We start from the raw sequence: 24,439 nt of genomic DNA, 5'->3' as shown, positions 1-24,439 counted from the left end.
AATGTCACAATACTTATCTCAAGTATTGCCATTTTGGAGGTGTTTTATATTGTCTCACTATTTTAGGTTAGTCCAATAAATATCCTGAAATCATATCTTTCTTTTCTTCAGATCTGAATTTCCTTTTCCTTACGATTGGTACATTATTGATTGATACTTTCTTACTGATCGGATTCATTTTCACGCCTCTTTTCTGTTTCAGATAGAATAGGCTACAACTTCTACGTCTGTTCACCATTCACAAGTGTTTATGTGAGGATGGTCGGCCTACTTTCATAAGCCGACCAGATCGTTTGATTATGCTAGTAACGTAGAAGTCTACTAGTTTATCGTTTCATTAAATCTTCTGCACGCTTCACAGCAGCTTCCCATTCTTTTTCTGGGTCTGCACCTTCGTTTTGAACATTTTTAAGTGCATTTAAGATTTCATTATGAACCGGGAAGTACTTTTCACCTTTAAATCCAATACCCGCGATATCTTGAGCAGCTTCAGCGAATACTGGAGCAGACGCTTGCCCGCCAAAGAATTCATCTTGATTTGACTTGAACTCTTCCATATCATAAACAGCATGAGCAGATGGGAATAGCCCATGACTTTGGAAGGATTTCAATTGATTGTCTGGTGATACGAGCCATTCAATAAAATCGTACGCTTCTTGTGCATGTTTTGTTTCTTTTGGCACTGCAATATACGATCCACCCCAGTTAGCTGCAAATTCTGTTGGCAATGTAGCGACTTTCCATTTACCTACAGCATCAGGAGCATTTCCTTCCATCCAGCCTTTTAACCAACCTGCACCTAACTCAGCAGCAAACTCACCCTTGTTAACAGCGTTTGCCCACTCAGGACTCCACATTTCATATTTCCCAACGATGCCAATATCATTTAGGTGTACAGCATAGTCGTATGCTTTTTTCACTTCACTATCTGCCCCAAGATTTAATTCATTATCAGGAGTTAAATAAGCTGTCTTAGCAGCATCTAAGTATGCACGATATGCCATTTCAATACTATCCACAAAAGGCATTCCCGTTTTTTCTTTAATCTTCAAGCCAGCTTCTTCAAATGCTTTCGGTGAATTAATAAGCGATGCCACCTCATCTGGACCTGTTGGAAGTCCAGCTTGCTCGAATAAATCGGTGCGGTAGTACAACGCTTTAGGACCGATATCCGTTGGAAGACCAAATAAGAAATCGCCATCCGCATTTTCTCCAACTTCCCATTTCCAATCTAAGTACTGATCCTTCACATCATTTGCACCATAATCATAAAGGTTAGCGAATCGATCTTGAGCAACTTTAAAACGGTCAAATTGATCAATTTCAAGCATCGCGATATCAGGTGCGCCACTTCCAGCAGATAATGACGTAAAGAGTGCATCATGATGATCGGCTGTTTCAGATGCTTTAACTTTAATTTTAATGTTTGGATTTTCTTTTTCGTATTCCTTCGCTAAATCTTCATACCCAGTTGCACCAAACGTCCAGAAGTCTAACGTAATTTGTTCCTTTTTCCCGCCATCATCTTTTGTACTACTTGACTTTTCAGCATTATCTCCACTACAAGCCGCTAAGGAAAGTGCAAGCATAGATGATAAACCAAGAGCAGCAAATTTTTTCATACGTTTCACGTGAATGCCCCCCAAATAATTAGTATTTACTAAGATTTCAATACTTCTATGATTCGATATAGAGATAAACACCCCCTTATGGTAATAGAATTGTTTTGGAAACCGGTTTCGTAAATGGGTAAAAAAATAATATGTATCCGCTTTCAACTATATATTAATCTCTTAAAATGGCAAAATCAAGGTATTTTTTAAAAAATTATAAATATTTTTATACTAAATGTTGATTGAAAGGACGTGTTTTATTCATGAGTCTTCGAAAAAACCAGAGTTTTAGCATTAAAATGTATCCATTAGGAAACCGTTTTCTATGATGAGACGAAAGTTAGGATCCACTCCTTTTTTTCCCTCCTCCCACCGATGCAGGTAAAACTTTTTCCATAACAGGCTCCAAAATTTTAATTTTACCTGCCCCTCATGATGGATAAAATAAAGATAGTCTGTCTTGTATATACGCTAAGAATTCTTTTGGCACTTCCCTGATCTTAATGTCCTCACCTAGAAAAAGAAGCCAATTTGCTAGTTCAGTTATTTCTTCTGACCGATGAACATCAATATAAGTCTTTAGAATGGCTGACGTTTGAAAAGGATCCGTATAGGAAAGAGAAAGTTTTAAAGGGTGATATTTTTTGAACTGGGCGATTGCTAGTGGACCAAGTTCAAGGACAAAGTTAATATCTTCCTCCTGTTTCCTGAGTTTTTCTTCTATCTTCTTCTCACTTACTCGTTTTTCCGGAGTGTACGGTTTTACATTTGTGAGCTGGTCGACAGGAAAAATCTTTCGCTTCTCTTCCTTTAACTCAAACCCTTCAATGAGCCACACACTTTTTTCACGATATAGGTTCAAGAGATAAATTTCATAAGATTTAACTACCTTCTCTTCTTCGATGGAAATCAATAAATATCGATCCAATAAAAGATGTTGGATGAGTTGTTCTAACATGGGATGTGGAAGGTCCGAAAGATCTAGTAAGTCGGGATTGTTCGGGTTGGTTCCTTCGAATAGCAGAATTTGATTTAACAAAATAAGATCATCCTGCTGGCTTTCTGAGATGAGGCCAAGTAATTTTTCAGCTAAAGATTGACGACTCTTCAGATACGGCAGTTGTTGATTTCTTGTGGCCATAAAAGCGATAAAAAGTGCTTTCACTTCATCGTTTGTAAAGCGAACCTCGGGAAGGACTGAATTATGCATGACAAAATAACCGCCATCCCTGCCTACCTCAGCGACAAGCGGCATTCCCATAGCCTCAATTTCCCTGATATCCCGAATGGCTGTCGAGCGAGAAATGTTAAATTCACTCATGATTTCAGAAATGGTAAAATGAGAGCGGTTGTTAATATAGCGCATGATGATATTAATCCGTTCAACTTTTTTCATGACGACTCCTAAACAGTATCATTTTTTGACATGGTTTAAGGCTATTATAAACATATCAAGTGAAAAGATAAATCGTTTGATAATCTTATTTGAAAAGGATGGTTTTGAAATGGCGAATTATACAATTGAAGAAAAAGACAGTTTTATCGTGTTAGGTATCGGAACAGAGCTTAAGAGTGACTACAGAGACTTTGCTGGTATCACCAAGGAAAAGGCCGACTTTTGGCATGAAGTTAAAGAAGATGGAAGACTTGCCACTTTGAAAGAAATCGCCACAAATGATTACATTTTTGCGGTAAACGAAGCAGTAAATAACAAAATGATGCATTACGCTGGGGTAATGTCAGATAAAACAATCCCTGAAGCAACTAGAGTGATCCAGTTCCCAAAGGGTCCATATCTAATAGTAAAAGGTGAAGCAGAGACGGCTGAAGAGTTAAGTCAAACACTTACTGGCAAAGCCTTTGGGCAGGCTTTAGCAGAAGCAACGGATTATGCCTATGTGGGTGGCCCAAATACTTCGGTTGAAATGGGACAGCGTGACAACGTAGTCTTTGGCGAAATGTGGATTCCGGTTGTTAAGAAATAAGTGGAGGGATGGAAATGTCCTATATCGTTGATTTTAAAAATGTATCTACAGTTGGTTTGGAGTCTTCACCAGTAGCTGATGCACTAGCTGGTTTACGCGCACATGAAGCTCGTTACTTTATGAACAAATATAAGCATACATTTACCGTGATACCTGCTAGTGAAAGCCAGGAAAATCTCGATTATGTGAACAGAGTATTGAAAGAAGAACGTGATATTGAATTTGCGGCTAAACCGTTAGAAACATCACGTTTTCAAGTAGAAAACATTAACTGGACCTATGTCTTTTATGAAGATGGTCTTGGAGTGAATGTTTTGTATACGATTGATGACCCTAAGAAGCGTGCCGTTGGCTTTAAGCTATCTGAGGGAATGGAGGTTCCAAAAGAGTTAGAAGGTAAGTTTAAGTTTGCCAGACAGAAGTCTAAATTAGCTGGAACAATTCGGGGCTCGTTTTTTGTCATCAAAGGTGAATATTAAAGTCAACACATGCAGCACCTCTCTTTTGATTGGGGGTGCTGTTATTTTTTGGCTGTTTTCGCAAAACTTTGTTGTTTTTATATCGTTGACTTCCGCTTCAGGTGGACGCTTTCCGCGGGCGTGGCTTGAGCCTCCTCAACGAAATGTGGAGGCGGCTTGCACAGAAACGAGAAAATTTGGCCACTCCGACAAAGAGGCGTAATTTGCCTCTGAAGGAGGAGTTGAAATTTCTCGAGTTTCTAGCCGCTGAAACTGGAAAAGTCGCTTCTGCTCCTGCGGGGTCTCAAGTCTCACGCTTTTCCCGCTGGACATTGAATTTGCTTCTTTGAAATTTCCCACGCACGAAGAAAATGTGAATACATTTTCGAGGAGTCGCCACCTTACGCTCCAATCAACTAGGTTTGCATTATTATGCAACAATCTTTTAGAAAAAAGCCTATTTTCTCAATGAAATCTCTATCATCGACCTACTTCTAGATTTTCTTGATAAAGAAGATAATTTGTATATACATATTCGCCATTTCTTCCGGTGTTTCAGTCAGGTTATTTTCTAACCATTGTTCGATTAACCCTAAAAATGCAGAAATAGCAAAAGAAGCGAAATAATCCTGGGGAATCGTCACGTGATTAAAGAACTCCCTATTTTGTTCCATTTTCTGAACAAAGTGATTCATGAAAAATTGCTTTAGTCTTTTTTGAAATCCACTTAAGTTATTCGCCCCTAAAAAGACTTCAAATAAGTGTGCATTCTCTTGAATATAACGAAATACCTCAATAGAAAGTGTAGGAATTTCTCCCTTTTGTGCGACTAAAAGCATGTCCTGGGGCTTTATACGCTGCAAATGTAATTCAAGTCCATCAAGCAAACTATCCTCCATTTGAGCAAGTAGATCATATTTGTCTACATAATGTAAATAAAAGGTTCCTCTATTGATCTTCGCCTGTGTTGTTAGATCTCGAACCGTTATATTCATAAAATGTTTTTTCTGGAGTAACTGAAGAAAGTTACTTTGGATTTTTTCTTTTGTTTGTTCATTCATTTCACTATAGATTGATTTCACGCTACTTCCTCCCTACCACTGAACAGATTGAAGAAATGTGTTCATTGCTTTCATTTTAACAACAAAATAAAATAAGTAACAAGGCAATCAACACAATGTTGAGTGGTACAAAATAGTAGAAATCTACATGCCCTAGACTTCTAGCCCTACAATAAAAATCTGAGGTGAATATCAATGAAAAAATCTTATATATTGATGATCGCAACATCCATCGCAGCACTATTTATGATTTTGAAAGCTTTCTTACTTAACGAAGATATCAAATTCTTTTTACTCACATTCTTTGCGATTGGTACAGGTCTGGCCTTGCTTCGTCTTTTTGTTAACAACTCCATCAAGAAAATGAAGGGAAAAAGTATTCGAACCAAAATCCTTTTCTTCGCGGTATTGCTTGGCTTTGGACTTCCGTTTCAAGCTTGGTTTAGAAAGAATGTTCTTTTCAGCATGGATTCTTCCTATTTAGTTGAATCTATTACGATTATGGTCATTGGTCTAATCTTTATGACAACCTTCTTTGGGTATGTAAGTGATAAAAGAATCAAACGAAATACAGTAGAAAATCACATAGCAAAAATAGACTATTCGGAGGAATAGCAGTGAACTTCGAACTAGTAAATAAGCGCTTAATATTGGGTATTAATCCAAGTAACAATATCGTGACATATTAAAGCACATACTATTGAACTATGAGATTAATAATTTAAATTGAGGAAGAACAGCACTCCGCAGCTTTTTTTAAATGAAAAATAGGCAAACACATGCAATTAATGTTTAAACGTGCATATGTTTGTCCTTCAATTGTGTCATATCTGTTTTTTTTGTTCAATGTGATTGCTTTTTCACTCTGATTTTTCTTAAAAATCTTCTTCCCACGCTTCTTTTGCATCCAATAGCCTTTGTGATAAAAACTCGTAAAAATTTTGTGCAGTGTTGTAGTCATCAAGCCCACCTTGTCTGTTCCACGCTATTACCGGACACTCATTTTTTTCCATTTTGCTTGTATTTAGACAATAGACATACTCTCCAGCATTTTCGATTACTACTAGATCTTTTTCCAAACCTAAATCTCTATATCTGTTTGTGTTAATAACTACAGGAACTCTATTTGACTTGGCCACCCCTAAAATATCAACTCCAAATAAACCACCTGAACCATACGTAGTTAAAAACCACTTATAACTTTCTGGTAATTCAACCCCCAGCTCTTCTTGGACAAAGTTGATTTGACTATCGTCAACACCACCCGTAAAGTCATCTGATTCGATATGTTCATTAATAATATTTTATTAATTCCACTTTATCCATTCAAAGTATCTCCTTTTACAACTCAGCTTTATCTATTCGTTTAGCTCTACTTTTCACAAATAAACACCTGATACCACGATTAATCAAGTGCTTTAATTTTACTTCTATATTGTATTTCGTTTCTAATTGTATCTATAAGCCGTTAAACTATAAATTATATTAATCTATGTATTCTGCAGTACCTATAAAGTACAACTTGTAGGCATTAAGATGATCGTATTGTATTTTGATTTTAATTCTATGTTATTGTACTGCTTTATTATTTGGTTATCGTACGAAAAATCCAACAAAAGTTTTTCTATATCATCTTTAGCATTAGGAATCCAATCTTTTTCAATTAAGTCCCTATTATAATAACCTAGATTAAAATCTTGCTCAAAAATAGAAGGGATACTATCTCCATCTTCACTATATTTGATTGCTGTGTACTTTTCGAATTCTTCCTTGTCATTAAAGCATCCTAACCATAAAGATACGTCATTTTTCAATTTTTTATCTCCTTAAAACCTTCTAGTAGATCATTCACTTAAAGAAGTGCAGTTTTCAAAGCAGCACATAACATTGAATCAAAACTTTCGAAGGATTGGATTAACGATCTAGAGGGTTTATCCAATTCAACGTAATTATTTTCTTTCGAGTCGTAACAATACCACGCTGTATCAAACTATATTAGCCATATATTCGCAATTTCTTGATACAGTTGTTCCATCTTTTTAGTCTCCATCGTTCCTCCTACATAATAAGTTTTTCTACTTTGGTATTTGTCACCATTTATTAATTTGAAGGATTGGACTATCAAACAAAAAAGCACTTGTTGCCTAGAGACAATCAAATGCTTATTGTTATTAACTAACGTAATATTCACATCATATACTAAATATATTTTTTATGAATTTACTCGATTGGTCCCATAAATTCAGCAATAATAAGAATATGTTCTCTTAATTTAACTTTTTTTAGATTCTCTACTTTTTCTGCTCCACCTAAGCCTAATAGTGGGGTATAACCTAAACATTCATCATAGGAAGGTTCACCGTATTTCCTAATCGCCTCTGGAAAAGGTTGCCACATTAATTCATCGTTCATAAACTCATTATCTTGAATGTCATCAAAAAAGAATTCAAATCCGGATGAAACAACATTAACAAAACCTTTCCTATAATTTAATAAATTTACATACTTATTTTTTTCCCAAACTATAATATCACCCATTGCGGTTGTAAAAATGGGAATCGCTTGCTCATGCCTTACATAACTTCTCTCTAAAATATCTAAATAATCGTCTGGATTAATTATTTTTAAATACCCATTTGCGATAGTACCAAAACCATATTTTTTCCATGTTCCTATTAATTCTTCAGGTAGTTTATTCGTATATTTTAAAATCATATCTTTATCAACTTTTTTATCTATTATAAAATCGCTAAGTATAGTTGCCAATTCAGCTGCCCTCCTCCCCATTTTTCTCCTTAAACAATGTATCATCGTAATTCTGTAATTCTTCCATAAAATCTTTTTTTATTATAGCTTAAAGGCACAATAAAAGGCGTTGGTTCACCACCAATGTCCTCCTTTACTACATTAACATATGTTGTCTGCGCAGAATGAATACAATAAGAAAGACGATCAGCAATGATCGTCTACTTAACAGATTTATCAAAAGATGATTTTTTAAAAAAATTCACTTACAAAAGTACAGTTTTCAACGCATTATATAACATTGAATCAAAACTTTCAATGGATTGGATTAACGTGCCAGAGGGTTTATCCAATTCAACGTAATTATTCTCTTTCGAGTTGTAACAATACCACGCTGTATCAGAATCACCAAAAAAGATATATTTTCTTTGCCAATCATTTTTATACCAAAGCTCATTCGTCTCAATAAACCCATGAACTTCTTCTTCCTTCTGGTCAAGCAATCTCTCATCTACACCATAGAAAACTAATCCATTAAAATCTAGTCCATTTATTTCTTTTAGAAAATTAACATATGTATCAGGTAAAACAATGTTTTCAAATTTTTGATGAACCTCGTTTACCATGTTAGATATTTCTGCATTAGTTGCTGGTTTTCTAAGGGTGCCTCCATATTTTTCTTCAATTTCTGCTATTTCTTTTAATAAGTCTTTCCATTGAGACATTGCAAAATCTTCCCTTCTACCTAAAACGATAGGGTTGATTAATATACTGTTTTACTTTAAGTATTCAGCTTCCCATTTATCTTGTTTTTCTACTGGGCTAATCTCAGAAAGATTTTCATATCCATAATTAATCTTCATTTTTCCTGTGTTTTCTAAAATAAAGGTTAGATTAGTCCATTGTTCTTGTTCTTGCTCCTTGAATTCCTCCCATAATCTTGAAAAACACTTGTATAGTTCATCCTCCAATTCTTCTAATTCATCTTCATCAATTGTAAATAAATCTACTATATCAAGGCTATAAATAGGTTTATCTCCAGTTTCAGGGAAATAATAGAAATAAACTTTTTTATATCCTTCTCTGTATTCAGCGTATAATAATATTTTTTTCCATTCTTCAGGAACTATATTAACTAATATATTCGCAATTTCTTGATATAGTTGTTCCATCTTATTAGTCTCCATCGATCTTTCCTCCTACATAATTAGTAAGTCTATCCGAATATTTTTTACCATCTATTGTATAGTTAATTTTAAATTCACTTGGTCGAAGAGAATTGCCGTCGTATTTTGGCTTCACCTTAATCGATACTTCGCCTCCCTCTTGTAATGCCTTCCTCCATGCATTTTCTAATGTCTTATACTCGCTTCTATTTAAAGTAGCATTCATTGGTAAAAGGTTGTCAATTTCACCTGAACCTTTGAATATGCTAGCTATCAAATGGCCACCATCATCGTTAGATAATCTATCTTTTCCACCAACAATTCTTTGAGCATACTGGTTACGTTCTGCTTTACCAAGTTGCAACTTGGCCTCTGCACTCGATATTCTTCCATTACTATCGGTTTTATAGTGATAACCTTCATTTGTTGTATACTCGATATCAGGTTTCAAAGCTTTCTTTCCATCAACTTTTGTAAACTGGTCTCCATAGACTACCTTTTTCGAAACGTTACCAGTATCCTTAGTTACACCCTTAACATCCACTTCATCCACTTGCGAACTTTTAATTCGCTGGATATAATCCTTTGCCTCACCAAATGCATCCTTAACGGTTTTATTAACGACTCCTACACCTGCAAGGGCCTCTTGTCTGATTTGTGGAATCGGAATGTCTCCAATTCCTTTTTTAACTTTATCAAACCAAACCTTCGTTGCAGCAATTGGACCTTTTACCACTTCATTATACACGGAGCGGAATGCTTGTTGAACCCTTTTCGGATCTAGGACGTTTCGTATTTTCATAAATGCTTCGGGTAATTTTGCTAGGGAAGGGAGACCCGCTTTTACACCTTTAACTGCGGCTTTTCCTCCAACACCAGCTGCCTTTGCAGGTGGGACAAATGTCAGTGCGAGAAATCCTACAGCCAGTACACGTTCTCCTGCTGAAAGCTTTTCACCGGTAATGGGATCGTACTCACTAAATACACGCTGGATGTCATACCAGCCCACAAGCTCAAGTAGAAACTCGCCTACTTTACCAGACATCTTTTGTTCATCGTTTTTCATATTCGTAGCGGTCAGCTTAATTAATTGTTGGGCATCATCAAGCTTGCTTTTGTATTTTTTGATCGAATATTTTAAATCAGCTTCTAAATTATGTATGGAGCCTGGAACAACTCCTGGAAAACTCGCTAGCAGTGAAGAAAAATGCCAATTAATCGCATCTAAAGCATCGTCACATTCCCGCTCTGCTTTTCCAATTTGACTAGCAAAATCCTCTAACTCCTCGGCCTTAACTTTAATATCACTCATCGCAGGGCCTCCGCTTTAGCTAGCAATCTTCGAATCTCTCTGTTGATTTCTTTGATCAACAGCTCACCCTGATGATTGATTTTGTTCCCTGTACTATTAATCTCCGCTGCAATTTCCTCATACGCATCTCTTGTTTGCCCCTTCCATTGATGCGCATAACAACCGTGCGCAGACCGATAAATCTGTTTGCTATTGCCCATTCTGCTTAATGCCTGATGAATATTCGAACGATAGCCTTCTAAAATATCAACCATCATTAAATATTTTCTACGTTGCACTTTCCTCTCGATTTCGTCTATAAGCTCCATATTCCTCTCCTCTTTGGCAAATGTTCATATTGTAAATTTTACCAGTAAGGAGTTTGTTTTTTATGATTCAACAGACACAAATATACATCCAACACAGAGGTCAAAAGGGCTATTTTTTAACTAACGAGTTACTAATTTCTTAATTATTTCTCAACAATAGATAATGAAATTTATTGTTCATTCGTTCTAAATATAAAATGGAGATGATCTCACTCATCTCCATTGTTGATTTAGTATAATATAATTGCCCAAAGATTATCTTAATCTGTATTATGCTGATGTTCGGTGTGCATCTGTTCATCGCTAGATGTACTGGTTTTATTATCATAAGTACTTATCACGATTATTGAAAATAATCCTACTGTAACACATGCAGTAATAATGGATAAACCTTTAATTCGATTCCCTTGTGGCTTAGTTTGTTTTAATATACCCGCTTCTTGCTTAATCGTTTGACTAAGTAAAAGAACGGAAATAAGTAGAATAGCAATTAAAAAGATTGTTAGAATATAGATAAAATTAAATGTTAACATAGCTCCTAACATTGCTCCCATCATTCCTCCCATAGCACCAGCCATTAATCCGTCAAGTATCGCCATGGAGTTAAATGGTATACCTATAATCACCCCTGCCCCTATTCCGATAATCATGGCTAGCAAAGAGTTTATTGAAAAACTTACGTTGAGAGCAAGAATAGTGCCCATTATAAGGCCAGCCATAGAGCCAATAATCATTGCTGACATCATTGCAGTTGTACACGTAAGAGCTTCTCGTACTTTGTATACTAATCGATAAACACTAGCAGTAACAATGAAAACAATAGAGAATGCTAATAATTGTATAAGTATAGACATCTTCATCTACCTTTCGATGATTTAGAATGGCAATCTTTTAATTGAATAAGTAGTCAGTGTTCTAAAATCGGGTAGCTTTATATAGAAGCTACCCGATAAAAAAATTAGTATTAATGATTGATTGAAAGTCTAGACATTAACCGTGATGGCCACCACAAGAACAGCTATCATGTGAATGTAAAATATGATTGGAGTTAACACGGTCCTTCTCGCTAGGTAGTTTCCAAAGTGGATTATTGCAATACTTTGGATCTGCTCCTACCATGCTCATGAATAGAGGATGATAATTTTCACAAATATTTAGCTCTGTAAGCACCCAATCCTCTGGATCATTCGCATAATGTTTCCAATAATCTCCTCCCATATTTAAACCTGGGACTGCAGGAATCCAAGATTCAGACAACCATAAATCTGGGTCACCGTATTTAGCAGCAATTTTGCGAATATCTGGGTCATCCAATCCCATTAAATGTCCGTCTTTAATGATTGTTTCGGTTCCTCCACCTATCATTTCACAAGTTACAGTTGGAAAGTATAGATGCACATGCCAGTGTCCAACAGGTAATCCCATTTTTGCTGCTTCACGTTCTGCAGAACTTGATATAATTGTCCCATATCCTAAATGAATAACTCCGCTACGCATGCGTTCATATAGACAATTTAACCAACCATTAAGAAATCCTCTTCTAGGACGGTGAATATGTGGATTCGTACCAATGGAGGCTTCCCACCATCGAAATAATCCTTTATCAGGAAAACCTGGATATTGTAAGTGATCTGTTTCAGCCTTTACTTTACGAAGTTTGTCACCAAACTCTCCTCCCTCATGGATGTCGGTAATCTTTCCATCTTGGACATCTAGTTGAATCCAAGGAACTGGCCCGATATGATTACTAGTACCAGCAATAACGCCACAAGCATCTTCTTTTGGAATATACATCCATGGACGTCCTAACACATGCCCAGGTAAATATGTTTTACCAAAACCGGTGTTTCCTGCCCAAAATCGATTAACCAAATCTGGATTGTAGAATTCTCGTTTTGAATCCCAATACTCATCGTGGTTCGTATAACTTAAATCCGTACCTTCAGGATCTGTAATTCTAATTCTGCGCGAATTTCGAACCTTATCCCAGGTCCATTTATCAAGGGCTTCAATAATTTCATAAGGAATCGTATGGGCTGGGCTTGCTGTGAGTTCAGGTGTAATAAAAGGCATCCGTTGAATTTTTATATTCGTATCCCTTAAAACTGGGCCACCATATCCCCATAGAAGTTTGTCATATTCTCCTTCCTTCTCCATTTCCTCCCATTCATCCATCCACTCAGCAAGTTCTTTCGTACGAGCAAGGTAATACTCAACCTCATTATGGCCCTTCCATTTTACAATAGGTCCTTTATCAACATACTTAACTTCATATTTTGTATTGTATTTCTCTAGAATCATCTTACATGCATCAATTACCATTGGGTCGTGCCAGTTATCAACTCGAAGCAGTACTCGTTCACCAGGTTGCAAATCCCACCCTGCATGAAGTCCATGATTATATGGACGTTTTGCTACTGCATCTAAGTATGGGATTAATTCTTCAGCACTATTAATATCAATCATTGGAGGACAACGAGGTGTTTGTTTGTTTATTAAAGGCGGACTTGTAAAATTCGGTTTTGCTAGTGTAGAAGTATTCTTTTCATCTTTTATCATGACATTCTCCCCTTATAAGCGCTTTTCGCATTTTTAATTTGAAAATTCAGACCATTAGAAGTGTAGTAATCTACTCGACTCGATGCTTTAGTAAACGTGACTCTATCCATTTAACAGAACTCGTAATTAATATCCCCAAAATAACAATGACGATAATACCTACGAAAACTCGGTCTATATTAAAATTAGCAGATGATTGTGCTACAAAATAACCGATTCCACCTGTCGAAACAAACATTTCAGCTGCAATTACCGCTACTAATGATTGACCAATCCCTACTCTAAGACCAGAAACAATCTGCGGTAATGACCCGGGAAGTGCTACTGTAATAAACGTTTGTATAGCAGATGCGCCAAAACTACTTGAGACTCTAGTTAAATTTGGGTCTAGGTTCTTTACTCCCGTCATTGTATTGAGGATAATTGGAAAAACGCCTGCAATAAACACAATAACAACCTTACTCGAAAAACCTACACCTACCCATAGAGTGATTAATGGTAACAATACAATACGAGGTGTACCAAGCATAGCAGTCAAAAAAGGATCAAATGCTTTTCCTAGAGGTCGGTACCAACCAGTTACTAAGCCGACCAGGATTCCTATTACGGCTGCCATTCCGAATCCAAGGCTGAAGTTTCCGAGTGTGAAAAGCAGATTATCAATCAAATCTCCACTTACTGTTAATTCGTATCCTACCTTTACAATTTGCGAGGGACCACTCATAAAAATTGGATTTATAATGCCTATTTGGTACAGCGTTTCCCAAATAGCTAAGACAAGAATTACAGTGATGAGCCCAAGATTATTTAATAAAAAACTCCCAGTATTCAATTGATTTTTTCTACTTGTGCTATTTTTCTTAAGTATTAATCCATCTTGCTGACTTCGACTGTTTATTTCTTCTTTCATTTTTATGCTATTCAACTGTTTCCCTCCCTTTATACCATGTCTTTTTCAAGTTCTTTTTCCTGTACAATAAGATCCCAGATGTATTTCTCATATTCCATAAATTCAGGACTTCTTTTAATTTCTAAAGGGCGAGGTCGTGTTAGGTCAATCTTCACTTTTTCACAAATTGTTCCGGGTCTTGCAGTCATAACAATTACTTGGTCTGCTAGGTAAACAGCTTCAGCGATGTCATGAGTAACAAAAATGATTGTTTGTTTCGTTGCTCTCCAGATTCGTAGGAGTTCAAGTTGCATAAACTCTCTCGTTTGTGCATCTAATGCGCCGAACGGCTCATCTAATAGCATAAGGCTAGGTTCTATAGCAAGTGCTCTAGCAACATTTACCCGTTGTTGCATACCACCTGATAATTGGTTTGGATAATGATTTTCAAATGCTTCCAAACCTACCAATTTTAAAAGTTCCCTTCCTTTAGCTAATCGTTCTTGTTTTGGAGTACCTGCTAATTCAAGGCCATAGGTGATATTATCAATGGCAGTACGCCAAGGAAATAGTGAGGCTTGTTGAAATACAACACCACGATCACGCCCAGTCCCCTTAATGGGATTACCATTCAAGTAGAGATTTCCTTCGCTTATATTTTGAAAACCAGCAATGGCCCCTAGCATTGTTGACTTACCACAACCACTTGGGCCAACAATACAAACAAATTCTCCCTCGTTAACTGTCATATTGAAATCACTAACAGCAATTATTTCATCACCATTTTTAAGTGGATATGTAATCGATACATTTTCTGATTGTAACTTAGCAATAGTAGTCAAATTTTCCACTCCTCCCTTAATAAAGAGACTCTATTCTTCATACAAACTATCTATAAAACCAGATTCATCTAATTTTTTCACTAAACTCATATCAACAAGATCGGATGGTTTCATCTTCCTTACTTCTTCACTGTCCGAGTTATCAATAAAAAATTGTGCTGATTCATCAGATACATATGGTTTTTTAGGAAGTGTATCAACATTGACGTTATATGTTTTTTCTGCTAATTTCGAATCATCAATTCCTGTATATTTTGAAATGATTTTTATTGTTTCTTCTTTATTCTGGGTAATGAATGCATTCGCTTCTATCAGGGAAGCAACAAGTATTTCCGCTAACTCTGGTTTCTCTTTATAATAGTCTACCTTCATTGCAATACCTGAGTTAAGGACCTCTTTTTCTTTGAAATCGTACAATTGTGGATATCCCATATCATCCATCTTAAATGAAGTTGGTGGTGCAACAACGTAGAAGTCGCCATCCCCTCTCATAAACGCAGCAGTGCGGTCACCCTCTCCACCCATATTGAGGACTTTTACATCTTCTCTAGGTGTCAACCCATTTTCTCTAATTAGGGATTGAGCTAAATGATCATATAATGAACCTTCGGCAGCGGTAATTACCGTCTTACCCTTTAATTCATTTCCTAGATCCGATTTTTTTGCGTCCTTTTGTCCATATAAATAAAGAACACTTCGATCAGCTACTGCTGAGAGAATAACAGAATCGATTCCTGCAACCTTTGCTTTTCCTACAGGGTCAATACCAGTTAAGCCGGCTTGGATACCTCCACTGTTTAATGTTTCTTGAACCTTAGGGGTTCCAGCAATATAAACTAAATCTGCATTTACATTGTATTTTTCAAATATCCCTGTTTCTTTAGCCACCCACAGAGGAAGCATGGATGCACCTTGTGTAGGATAGCCAATTTTAATGTCTACAGACTCATTTAGTGGCTTCGGTGCATTTTCGTGCTCTACTTGAGCTTTTGAATTAGATGTTTCAGGTGTACTAGAAGACCCCTCAGAGTTACATCCACTTAATAAAATTCCAATCATCAATAAAATTGGTAAAGCAAGTTTAAAATTTTTCATATACTCACCTCTTTAATAGTCTAAACAAACAAGTAATCGCTTCCATAATAAGAATTGATAATTACGACAAACTTAATTAATTCCTATGGTTCTCTCCTTTCTCAAATTTAATATATTAATAACTTAACATATTCTAAAAATTAAGAAAAATATTTACTTTATACACTATTTATATGTTATAAATATAAATAAAGGAAAAAATTAGAAAGTAGGATATTAAAATCATTTATCCATCTCATTACTTAATCCCCCAAAAAATGCTTTGGAAACAATATAATTTCATTCGGAAGGATGATATAGTATGGAAATTCGTCATCTAAAATATTTCATTACAATTGTGGAAGAAGGTAAAATCTCTCAAGCAGCTAAACGCTTGAATATGGCTCAACCACCGTTAAGTCAACAACTTAAATTTCTGGAAAGTGAATTGGGTGTAACTTTATTTGAGAGACATACCCGAAAACTGCTTATTACTGAGGAAGGTAAATTATTTTACAAACGTGCTAAAGAAATACTCGATTTTATGAATGGAAGTATCGAAGAAGTAAGAGAACTATCGGAGGGAACAAGGGGAACATTATCTATCGGCACTATTGCTTCACTAGGAGCAAAACTATTACCAGAAAGAATTCGAGATTTTCAAATTCATTACCCGGAGGTCCAATTTCAAGTATGGGAAGGCGATCCTAACCGAATTATGGAGTTAGTGGAAAATCGGATTATAGAATTAGGTATTGTCAGGTTACCAATTAACCATAAAATATTCGAAATGCTAAATTTACCAGATGAACCCATAGTTGTTGCAATGAGCAAAAAGTGGAATGAGAATAACACTCAACCAAATATTCAACTATCGGAACTGAAAGAAAAGCCCTTAATGTTACTTCGGAGACAAAGTGGTACCTCAATGTATAATCATGAGATGTACACAGTAGATATGGTTAAAAGCGCTTGCCTGAACGCTGGATTTGAACCTAAAATTATTTGCGAAAGCAGCGACATTATGACACTACTTAACTGGGCTAATCATGATATAGGTATTGCTCTGGTTCCCAAATCCGCAATAAATCTTATACCGAATACCGACCTTATTTTTAAAGAAATTTTAGATCCTCCTATTATGGCTAGGCCCTCAGCGGTGATTTGGTTAAAGGGTCGTTACCTCTCTTCGACATCAAGAAAATTTATTGAGTATTTTCAATCTGATGAAAATCGCAAAAATGATTAATAGTTATTTTTGTATCTTAAATAATAGAATTTAAATATTCTCCATATTTTTCTTAAATGTTATGTATTAAATTATATAAGATAAATATAATTGAAATAAAAGTAGGAAAATCAATTTGTTGGAGGGATATATGTGTTGTTTAAAAAAGAAGATGTGGAGGTATTTCCTATTTCAGTTCCAACTTCCAATGAATTAAAAAGTATTAACTTCTTCTTAGTTAAACAAGGCAGAGCCTTATCCTTAATTGATGCTGGTCTAAACAATGAAGAATGCTGGAATTCTTTACAAAAGACATTAAAAATGCATGATTACACCCTAACTGATATAACAGAAATATTATTAACGCATCATCATAGTGACCATATTGGCTTAGTTAATCGAATTCTTTCCACTCACTCAATTCCAATCTACGCCCACCCTGACGCCATCCTCCGATTAAAAAGAGACGGTCGTTATATGAATATGAGAGTAGATTTTTTTAAAAAGCTATACCAAGAGATGGGTTGCGGTCAAGTAGGCGAGAAACAAGTAATTGATATAAATAACCCAATTATACTAAACGATGATAATAGAATTGATTGTGAAATTCAGGAAATTAGCAGTGACCATCTATTAGGTTTTACTATTTTGGAAATCCCAGGACATGCTCCAGATCTAATCGGATTTTATAATAAACAAAACAAATGGCTCTTTGCTGGTGATTTATTGATTGAAAATATGTCTAGCAATGCGTTCATTGAACCCGACTATAATGGCAACCGAATTAAATCTTTACTACAACTAAAACATTCCCTAGAAAAATGCTTGCAATTACAAGTTGATTTCGTATTTCCTGGTCACGGCCCAATCATACGAAGGCCTACTGATCTAATAAATAAAAGATTAAAAAGGATAGACGATAATGCCAACAAATACATACACATAATTAAGTCCGGAATAACAACTGTAAGTGAGATTGCCCAATTTATCTATAGAGAAAAGTACGAAATTAAATTTTTTAACATTATGTCTGAGGTTATCGGATATTTAGATTATCTCGAGTTCCACGGGAAGGTTAATAAGACAATGGAGAAAAGAATTTGGCACTATTATTGCTAATAATTAACTTTTACACTATTAGAAACCTGTTTTCCTTCTTTATATCTAACACCAGATTTATTTATTCTACACGGAGCGGAATGCTTGTTGAACCCTTTTCGAATCTTGGACATTTCGTATTTTTATAAATGTTTCGGGTGTTTTCGCTAGGGACGGTAGACCCGATTTACACCTTTTACTGCGGCTTTTCCTCTAACACTAGCTGCCTTTGCAGGTGGGACATGTGTAAGAGCTAGAAATCCTACAGCAAGAACACGATCTCCTGCTGAAAGCTTCTCACCGGTAATGGGCGATCATATTCATTAAATAGACGCTAGATGTCATACCAGCCTACTATAAACTCCATATTCCTTTCCTCTTAGGCAAATGTTCAAATTGTTAAATTTGACCAATATGGAGATTTTATGATTCAAAAGACACAAATATAAGTTCAAGGTAGAGGTCGAAAGGGCTATTTTTTGTATTTTTCTATAAATTTTTAGAATAAAGTGACTAACAATATGTAATTTACAAAATAATATTTATAGTGCCACAAAATAGTATGTTATTTCATTGTTATTTACTTTTTTTTGATTTATACATGGCTTGTTTAACAAAAAAAGCCGAGGATGCTCACTTTTTGTAGGTTCTAAACAACCTTTAATCTGCAAAGATTAAAAATCAGTATACTTTTTATTATTCCCATAAGACTTTTCAACTGGATACTTCTGTCTGTTCTTACTAAGTTTATCCTTAATGGCTTTTTCCAGATTGATATCTAATTCATCAGCTATTAATAGTGCGTATATTACAACATCTGCTATTTCATCTGTTATATTATCGATTTTATCAACTACAACTTCATCACTTGATTTCCATTGAAAGTTTTCCAATAGTTCACTTGCCTCTAGCGAAAGAGAAATAGCTAAATCCTTTGGATTGTGGAATTGTTTCCAATCCCTTTCATCTCGGAACTCAGTAATTTCTTCAATTAATGAATCAAAGATGGATGTTTCAAAATCAAACCCCTCCTCCTTTAATTCTTGATAGATTTGTTCGGCTTCTTCATATTGTGATCCAGGAACAACTAATGAAACATAGGATGTTGGATTACCCTGTATATCCTCATCATCACTCCATTGTGTTTGCCAATCAATTTCAGGGTAGTTTTCTCTTAATTCTGCAACGATTTTATCGATTCTACTATCATCACTATTAAATGAATCTAAGTATTCCAAGTTTAAACCCCTTTCTTTACAACAGATCATTTTATAAATTTCTATTTAAAAGATGCTCCTACTGATAATCAGTTCCTTCTTCAGCGACCATCGCATTCCCATAGTCGTTTTCACGCCTTTTATAAAGTTCCATTAAGCGTGCTCTTAATTTCCTATCACTAGCAAATATAAAAAGACCCTTAATGCCTCGTTTTAATAGGATGTTTATTGAATTCAATATAATTTTCTCTTTTACACTTTCTGGATCATCAAATTCATCTCTACCTCTGAAGGCTTCTGTGTCTTTGTAGTTTTCTGTTAGGATTTTCAATTCATCCTTTTCCTCGTTATACGAAACGGATGGACCAAGAATGACACCCACATAATTTAAATCAAACCCTTGAATGGTATATATTGAACCTGCCTCTCTAATTGTTTCTTCCCTTTCAGCCCAAGTGGTATCTCCCTCTGTTGTATTCCAAGGAATCGTTAGTTGATCTTCTTTAATGTAGTACGTTCCGCCATCTTTCTTATGAACATAGTCAAAAGTAGAAACAATTCTTGACAGTCCCAATTCTTTGTTCTTTTCCCGTATTACCTTATACATGGTAGCTGCCGAATCAAAAATTCGAAAATCAAACTCTTCTTTACTAGGAATCGGAGTAATCTTTTTCTCGACAAAATGATCAATCCACGTAATCATCTTAAGGCTAGCACGCATCCTAAATTGATTTTTTAAGATATATTCATCAGAGTTACGGTTATCAACTAGGCTTAGTAACTTCTTTTCGTCCCAGTAACTCTTCATTTTTAATACTTGCTTATCATCATAGACGATAATAACAACCTTACTATATTTCATAATTTCTTCGAGATGGTTATTCTCTTTAAAATTATTGAAGCTATCAGGCCGAGTCAATAACAAATGAGCCTCATCAACAAACACAATATCGGCCTTTTCATTGGCTTTTTTACGTTTATTAATAAAAGAAGTAGGTTTGTCAAAATTATTTTTTTTGAGTGCTTTCACTTTACCCGCGATTTTATGGTATGTTTTTAACATTTCACTATGGTTCACTAATAGAAAATTATTCGTACTGTAGAGGGCTGAGGATTTCTCTCTAGTTAGTTCCTGTATACGATTAAAAACGGCACTCAATACAACGCTCTTCCCCGTACCCGCTTCTCCTTTGACAAGAAAAACAAAGGGTTTATCGTCGTTCACATGGTTTTCACAGACTTCTATAATCTTTTCTTTTAACTCAATTTGTTCAATAGATAACTCTTTAAAAGGCGATAGCTTAAAGATATCTTTATTCTCGATAACCTCTCTAGAATGAGTAACATAGTTTTTCTCTTTTAACTTATCCCAGATTTCATTAAATAACTTTTCATTATAAAAAGGTTTATCGTAATAATTATGGCTAATACTATCCGCTGTCTGACTCTTATTTTGTAGTTTATAACGTTCATCTGCTAGAAAATAATTGATTAGCTTCGTTTCGATATTATAGGTAGCCGAGCGATTAAATTTTTCATGTATAATCAATGTCATCTTTTCCAATGTTTTTCGTTCCGGATTATTCTTATGGCTTTTCATCCGATTTCTAACCGCTACTGTTTCTCCGATGTAAACCATTGTATTATTATTTAAAAAATACACAATAGGATAATCCGAATACGACTTTTCATATAGTGAATCTATCGAGGATTGAGTAAATGGCATTGTTTCAATCTGTAATGTACTCATTTGGAAAATTACCTTTCATGAACTTTTTATTATACTCTATATCTAAAATACCACAATATGGGTTTTTATTACGATTGTATCTTTACATATCTTGAATACTTTTCTTTAGTAATATGTGCCTTTCATATAAAAAAGTGCAGTTCTCCTGAACTGCACATCATAATTAAGGTTAGTATAGACTTCTTAATCCCGCTTGTAATAAGGCATGACATCCAAAAACACTTTTGGATATTGTGAGTTTCGTAAGACTGCTCTGAATTGCTTCATGTTTCGAATACCTTCCGCTAGTTCATTGATTTCTTGTCTCGTGCTGCCTCCCTCAATTTGCTTGGCAGCGGCTTCTGCATGAATATATTGATCATTTGATAGGAATAGTTTGGTTTCCGTACAGCCATAAATATCTTGTGCTATATCTGTTGGAAATTGTGTAGCTATCATCATACCTATTCCAAAAGATCTGCCTTCCCTCATGAGTTCTAGTAGAGCATTAGATTGACTGACTCTATGGGCTTCATCCAAAACAACTACCCTTGTTAATTTTCTTGGTTGCTCTTGTGACAATAGATAATTATGGATTGCAAGAATGACCATTTCTGCAATTGCGGCTTTTATCTCATTCATTGGTAATTGAGAGAGCCTTAGTGTATAGCTCCCAGACATTAATTCCTCAAAGGATAATTTCGTTTCCTTTCGGAATAAGTTCAGTTGGAATAATAGATCCATCCGTCCGAGTAATGTTCCATGTTTTTTATCATCTTCCAATAAAATGTCATGAACATCCATGAAGGTAGGATATTCTTCTACTTTATATGGATAAGTTGGTAAATGCGGCTCTATCCCCTTACGCTTGTACGCTTCTATAATAGCTGTTCGTAATTGTGTTGATTGCTGTGGTCCCAAGTTATATATTCGTTTTAGTATACCTTCTATTTGAATAATTTGATTAATCGCTAAAAAATACCCCTGGTCCGGATCCACATAAGGGATTAACGGATTAAATGGTAACCCATCTATCATGATATCGAATTTTTCCATTTTTTCAGTTTTAAGGAATTCTTCATTAATGTAATCATCTTTAAAATCAAAGGCTAGTAACGGAATATGATTTGCTCTAATTTCATGAATCAAGGCTTTTGTGGTCTGGGTTTTTCCTTTCCCAGGATCCCCTGTGATGATGATATTGTGATTTGCTAAAGGATTAGAGATATTTCTTCGATGATCCCAATTAATTGGTTGATTTGTCCCAATATCATGACCAATGAGAAGAGCTACTTCAGAATTAATTGTCTCATCTTTAGCAGTCTTTTCGGTATCAGTATTTATGTCTATTTTTGTTTGTTCTTCTAACTCATCTACGATATCATTATCCTCTACATCATCAACAACTATTATTTCTGGCTCATCCTCCGGTAACTCATCTTCTTGAACTTTTTCTTCGATTCCAGTTTTATCTGTTTCAACTGCTACATCCTTTTCAATCCTTACACCGTGCACAGACTGATAGGAAGATACATCAATTTCATCTGGTTGATAAAGGTTGGTTAACAATGTACCAGGATCAATATCCAAATACTCGTTTTGCATTTTTTCCGTAATTTCTTGTGTATTTTGTGTTAAACCAGCAAAGGCATCAGTTTCTAAAAGAGTAAGATTGATAATATCATCTTTTCTTTCAGCCTTCCTAAATGGGTAATCCTTTCTAAAAGTTAGCACGGCACCTTTTCCGATAAAAGGATTTAAATGCTGTCCGACTAAAAATTCATCATTTAGTAAACGGGCTTTCAGATTGTGTACATATTGATATTTCTGGCCTGACAATAACCCATTTGCATATAGCTTTTTCGCATTGGAAAGGAGTATTTGCGCAAAGAAATTTCGGTAGAATTTTCTCGTAAAACGACTATCATTACCCGCTTCGATTAAGTGTTCATAAAATAGGCCAGTAGTCTTTTCAATTTGTACACTTGCTTTTGAAGTTTGAAGACCACCTATTTTTACTTCCACAGGATAAAAATGAATGAACAACTGCTCCTTAATCTCTTCAATACCTATCATTAAAATATCATCACTGTGCTTTCCTGATGATTTTAGATTCTTAGTTGAAAAGATACCATCCGATTTTGTTAAATTTACAGCTGAGGCCACCCTTAAGATCTCCTCTAAAGAAATTGGTATCCATCTAATATTTGAGTGAGATAAATAACTTTCTAAGTATTTCATTGCAGAGACAATACTGATTTTTTCCCTTGCAAAATGTCCCTTACTTCCAACAATACTTAGCAGCCACTCTCCATTAATAGAGTTAAAAGCTTTAATTGCTAAATCAATGTTACTATCAGATATCGTAAAATTATGTTCGTGTAAGTAATTAGCGATTACCCGTTTATACTCTGCATTTTTTTCCGTTACTGTAATGGCATCATAACGGTCAGAAGATGTATGTTGGTCGTTATAATGTATCACCAATAAGTTTGGACTTGAATTTTGGAAGAAATCTAGATCTACTCCTGGATCAATGAACGTGACCCATGAAGAATTTTTTCTAATAAATGTTTGCCTTCTGTCGAAGTGCTTTTCACAATAGTTTTATTCTTACTATAAGAGTTTTTACCTTCATTTTGCATATTAAAAGCAAGCTCATTATAAGAGGATGCTATACTCACAAGTGATGTTTCTTCATTTGGTGCATGAAGTAATCCGAACCCTGAGCGGTAATCATTTTCACTTGATATCGCTATAACCGATGACAATAATCCGTTTAATGAAAGACCAGATTCCATTTTATCCATTGGGTGTGATGCGTTTAAATCTTGTGTAGGTAATTTAAAGAATGAAATATGCGCATACTGAAATTCTTTCGCTTGCGTACTGTGCCCCTTGTAATAGGTAATATGTTCTCTGATAAAACGAAGGACATCGACTTGATCGAAATTTTTTGACTTCAAATCAAGATTGAAAATATCTTCAACCTCTGCAACGGTTTGCAGACTTGAGAAGACTTCAAATGCGCTTTGGGTTTCAACACCGCGATATAAAACAACTTCAATTGGAATCATCCCTTTGGACTAACCTAAAATAGTGAGACAATATAAAACACCTCCAAAATGGCAATACTTGAGATAAGTATTGTGACA

The 24,439-nt window shown here is 35.3% G+C and carries 25 protein-coding genes; 5 read left to right on the top strand and 20 right to left on the bottom strand.

Annotated elements, in window-relative coordinates:
* Positions 1-326 precede the first annotated feature (326 nt).
* Together ACR65M_RS21265 and ACR65M_RS21260 are read right to left on the bottom strand one after the other, a co-directional pair.
* The gene (locus ACR65M_RS21265) at positions 327-1,631 is read right to left on the bottom strand and encodes an ABC transporter substrate-binding protein (protein WP_440274345.1); all 1,305 of its coding nucleotides are present in this window, start codon (positions 1,629-1,631) and stop codon (positions 327-329) included.
* A 412-nt stretch (positions 1,632-2,043) separates the two neighbouring features.
* Positions 2,044-3,009, bottom strand: a complete 966-nt coding sequence (locus ACR65M_RS21260; RefSeq protein ID WP_440274344.1) for a helix-turn-helix transcriptional regulator — start codon at positions 3,007-3,009, stop codon at positions 2,044-2,046.
* 109 nt (positions 3,010-3,118) lie between these two features.
* On the opposite strand from ACR65M_RS21260, the gene ACR65M_RS21255 reads away from it, so the two are divergent.
* Positions 3,119-3,598, top strand: coding sequence for a GyrI-like domain-containing protein (locus ACR65M_RS21255; RefSeq protein ID WP_440274343.1), 480 nt, complete (start codon positions 3,119-3,121; stop codon positions 3,596-3,598).
* A 14-nt stretch (positions 3,599-3,612) separates the two neighbouring features.
* Positions 3,613-4,077 (top strand): DUF8821 family protein, encoded by a 465-nt coding sequence (locus ACR65M_RS21250; protein ID WP_440274342.1) that lies wholly within the window; start codon positions 3,613-3,615, stop codon positions 4,075-4,077.
* Positions 4,078-4,550: 473 nt separating this feature from the next.
* On the opposite strand, the gene ACR65M_RS21245 is transcribed toward ACR65M_RS21250, so the two are convergent.
* The gene (locus tag ACR65M_RS21245) at positions 4,551-5,138 is read right to left on the bottom strand and encodes a TetR/AcrR family transcriptional regulator (RefSeq protein WP_440274341.1); all 588 of its coding nucleotides are present in this window, start codon (positions 5,136-5,138) and stop codon (positions 4,551-4,553) included.
* A 174-nt stretch (positions 5,139-5,312) separates the two neighbouring features.
* Between ACR65M_RS21245 and ACR65M_RS21240 the strand changes: the two genes are divergently transcribed.
* A complete protein-coding gene (locus ACR65M_RS21240; protein WP_440274340.1) occupies positions 5,313-5,732 on the top strand; it encodes an MFS transporter permease in 420 nt (139 codons plus the stop codon).
* 260 nt (positions 5,733-5,992) lie between these two features.
* Here the strand turns inward: ACR65M_RS21240 and ACR65M_RS21235 are convergent, their stop codons facing one another.
* The 12 genes from ACR65M_RS21235 to ACR65M_RS21180 all read right to left on the bottom strand — a co-directional run bounded on the left by ACR65M_RS21235 (position 5,993) and on the right by ACR65M_RS21180 (position 16,033).
* Positions 5,993-6,418, bottom strand: a complete 426-nt coding sequence (locus ACR65M_RS21235; protein WP_440274347.1) for an SMI1/KNR4 family protein — start codon at positions 6,416-6,418, stop codon at positions 5,993-5,995.
* Positions 6,419-6,625: 207 nt separating this feature from the next.
* Positions 6,626-6,931, bottom strand: coding sequence for an immunity 22 family protein (locus ACR65M_RS21230; RefSeq protein ID WP_440274339.1), 306 nt, complete (start codon positions 6,929-6,931; stop codon positions 6,626-6,628).
* A gap of 406 nt (positions 6,932-7,337) precedes the next feature.
* Positions 7,338-7,904, bottom strand: a complete 567-nt coding sequence (locus tag ACR65M_RS21225) for a T6SS immunity protein Tdi1 domain-containing protein (RefSeq protein WP_440274346.1) — start codon at positions 7,902-7,904, stop codon at positions 7,338-7,340.
* A 224-nt stretch (positions 7,905-8,128) separates the two neighbouring features.
* Positions 8,129-8,587, bottom strand: coding sequence for a YrhA family protein (locus tag ACR65M_RS21220; RefSeq protein WP_440274338.1), 459 nt, complete (start codon positions 8,585-8,587; stop codon positions 8,129-8,131).
* Between the two features lie 51 nt (positions 8,588-8,638).
* The gene (locus ACR65M_RS21215; protein ID WP_121445984.1) at positions 8,639-9,049 is read right to left on the bottom strand and encodes an immunity protein YezG family protein; all 411 of its coding nucleotides are present in this window, start codon (positions 9,047-9,049) and stop codon (positions 8,639-8,641) included.
* A complete protein-coding gene (locus ACR65M_RS21210) occupies positions 9,039-10,340 on the bottom strand; it encodes a DNA/RNA non-specific endonuclease (RefSeq protein ID WP_440274337.1) in 1,302 nt (433 codons plus the stop codon). The genes ACR65M_RS21215 and ACR65M_RS21210 overlap by 11 nt, the downstream gene beginning before the upstream one ends.
* Positions 10,337-10,648: a hypothetical protein gene (locus ACR65M_RS21205; protein WP_440274336.1), complete on the bottom strand. Its 312-nt coding sequence runs from the start codon at positions 10,646-10,648 to the stop codon at positions 10,337-10,339. Before ACR65M_RS21205 ends, ACR65M_RS21210 begins: the two co-directional genes overlap by 4 nt.
* Positions 10,649-10,908: 260 nt before the next feature.
* Positions 10,909-11,502, bottom strand: coding sequence for a hypothetical protein (locus ACR65M_RS21200; RefSeq protein ID WP_440274335.1), 594 nt, complete (start codon positions 11,500-11,502; stop codon positions 10,909-10,911).
* Between the two features lie 136 nt (positions 11,503-11,638).
* On the bottom strand, positions 11,639-13,207 hold the full coding sequence (locus tag ACR65M_RS21195) for a hypothetical protein (RefSeq protein ID WP_440274334.1): 1,569 nt from the start codon (positions 13,205-13,207) through the stop codon (positions 11,639-11,641).
* A 70-nt stretch (positions 13,208-13,277) separates the two neighbouring features.
* Entirely contained in the window at positions 13,278-14,132 is an 855-nt protein-coding gene (locus tag ACR65M_RS21190) for an ABC transporter permease (RefSeq protein ID WP_440274333.1), read from the bottom strand.
* Between the two features lie 14 nt (positions 14,133-14,146).
* Positions 14,147-14,947 (bottom strand): ABC transporter ATP-binding protein, encoded by an 801-nt coding sequence (locus ACR65M_RS21185; protein ID WP_440274332.1) that lies wholly within the window; start codon positions 14,945-14,947, stop codon positions 14,147-14,149.
* A gap of 21 nt (positions 14,948-14,968) precedes the next feature.
* On the bottom strand, positions 14,969-16,033 hold the full coding sequence (locus tag ACR65M_RS21180; protein ID WP_440274331.1) for an ABC transporter substrate-binding protein: 1,065 nt from the start codon (positions 16,031-16,033) through the stop codon (positions 14,969-14,971).
* A gap of 301 nt (positions 16,034-16,334) precedes the next feature.
* Here ACR65M_RS21180 and ACR65M_RS21175 point away from each other — a divergent pair, with 301 nt between their 5' ends.
* Both ACR65M_RS21175 and ACR65M_RS21170 read left to right on the top strand, forming a co-directional pair.
* Positions 16,335-17,261 (top strand): LysR family transcriptional regulator, encoded by a 927-nt coding sequence (locus tag ACR65M_RS21175; protein WP_121445978.1) that lies wholly within the window; start codon positions 16,335-16,337, stop codon positions 17,259-17,261.
* A 132-nt stretch (positions 17,262-17,393) separates the two neighbouring features.
* Positions 17,394-18,359: an MBL fold metallo-hydrolase gene (locus ACR65M_RS21170; RefSeq protein WP_246006373.1), complete on the top strand. Its 966-nt coding sequence runs from the start codon at positions 17,394-17,396 to the stop codon at positions 18,357-18,359.
* Between the two features lie 146 nt (positions 18,360-18,505).
* On the opposite strand, the gene ACR65M_RS21165 is transcribed toward ACR65M_RS21170, so the two are convergent.
* The 5 genes from ACR65M_RS21165 to ACR65M_RS21145 all read right to left on the bottom strand — a co-directional run bounded on the left by ACR65M_RS21165 (position 18,506) and on the right by ACR65M_RS21145 (position 24,361).
* Entirely contained in the window at positions 18,506-18,646 is a 141-nt protein-coding gene (locus tag ACR65M_RS21165; RefSeq protein ID WP_246006382.1) for a pre-toxin TG domain-containing protein, read from the bottom strand.
* Positions 18,647-19,012: 366 nt separating this feature from the next.
* On the bottom strand, positions 19,013-19,345 hold the full coding sequence (locus ACR65M_RS21160; RefSeq protein ID WP_207899849.1) for a nucleotide pyrophosphohydrolase: 333 nt from the start codon (positions 19,343-19,345) through the stop codon (positions 19,013-19,015).
* Positions 19,346-19,634: 289 nt separating this feature from the next.
* Positions 19,635-21,305 carry a DUF2075 domain-containing protein gene (locus tag ACR65M_RS21155; RefSeq protein WP_121445976.1) on the bottom strand — a complete coding sequence of 557 codons (1,671 nt, stop codon included), beginning with the start codon at positions 21,303-21,305 and terminating at the stop codon, positions 19,635-19,637.
* Between the two features lie 183 nt (positions 21,306-21,488).
* Entirely contained in the window at positions 21,489-23,768 is a 2,280-nt protein-coding gene (locus ACR65M_RS21150) for an ATP-binding protein (RefSeq protein ID WP_440274330.1), read from the bottom strand.
* 38 nt (positions 23,769-23,806) lie between these two features.
* Positions 23,807-24,361, bottom strand: coding sequence for a hypothetical protein (locus tag ACR65M_RS21145; RefSeq protein WP_440274329.1), 555 nt, complete (start codon positions 24,359-24,361; stop codon positions 23,807-23,809).
* Positions 24,362-24,439: the final 78 nt, after the last annotated feature.

This window comes from Ferdinandcohnia sp. SAFN-114, from assembly GCF_059415045.1.
Note: the sequence above shows the minus strand (reverse complement) of the source record. Positions and strands in the feature narration are given on the sequence as shown.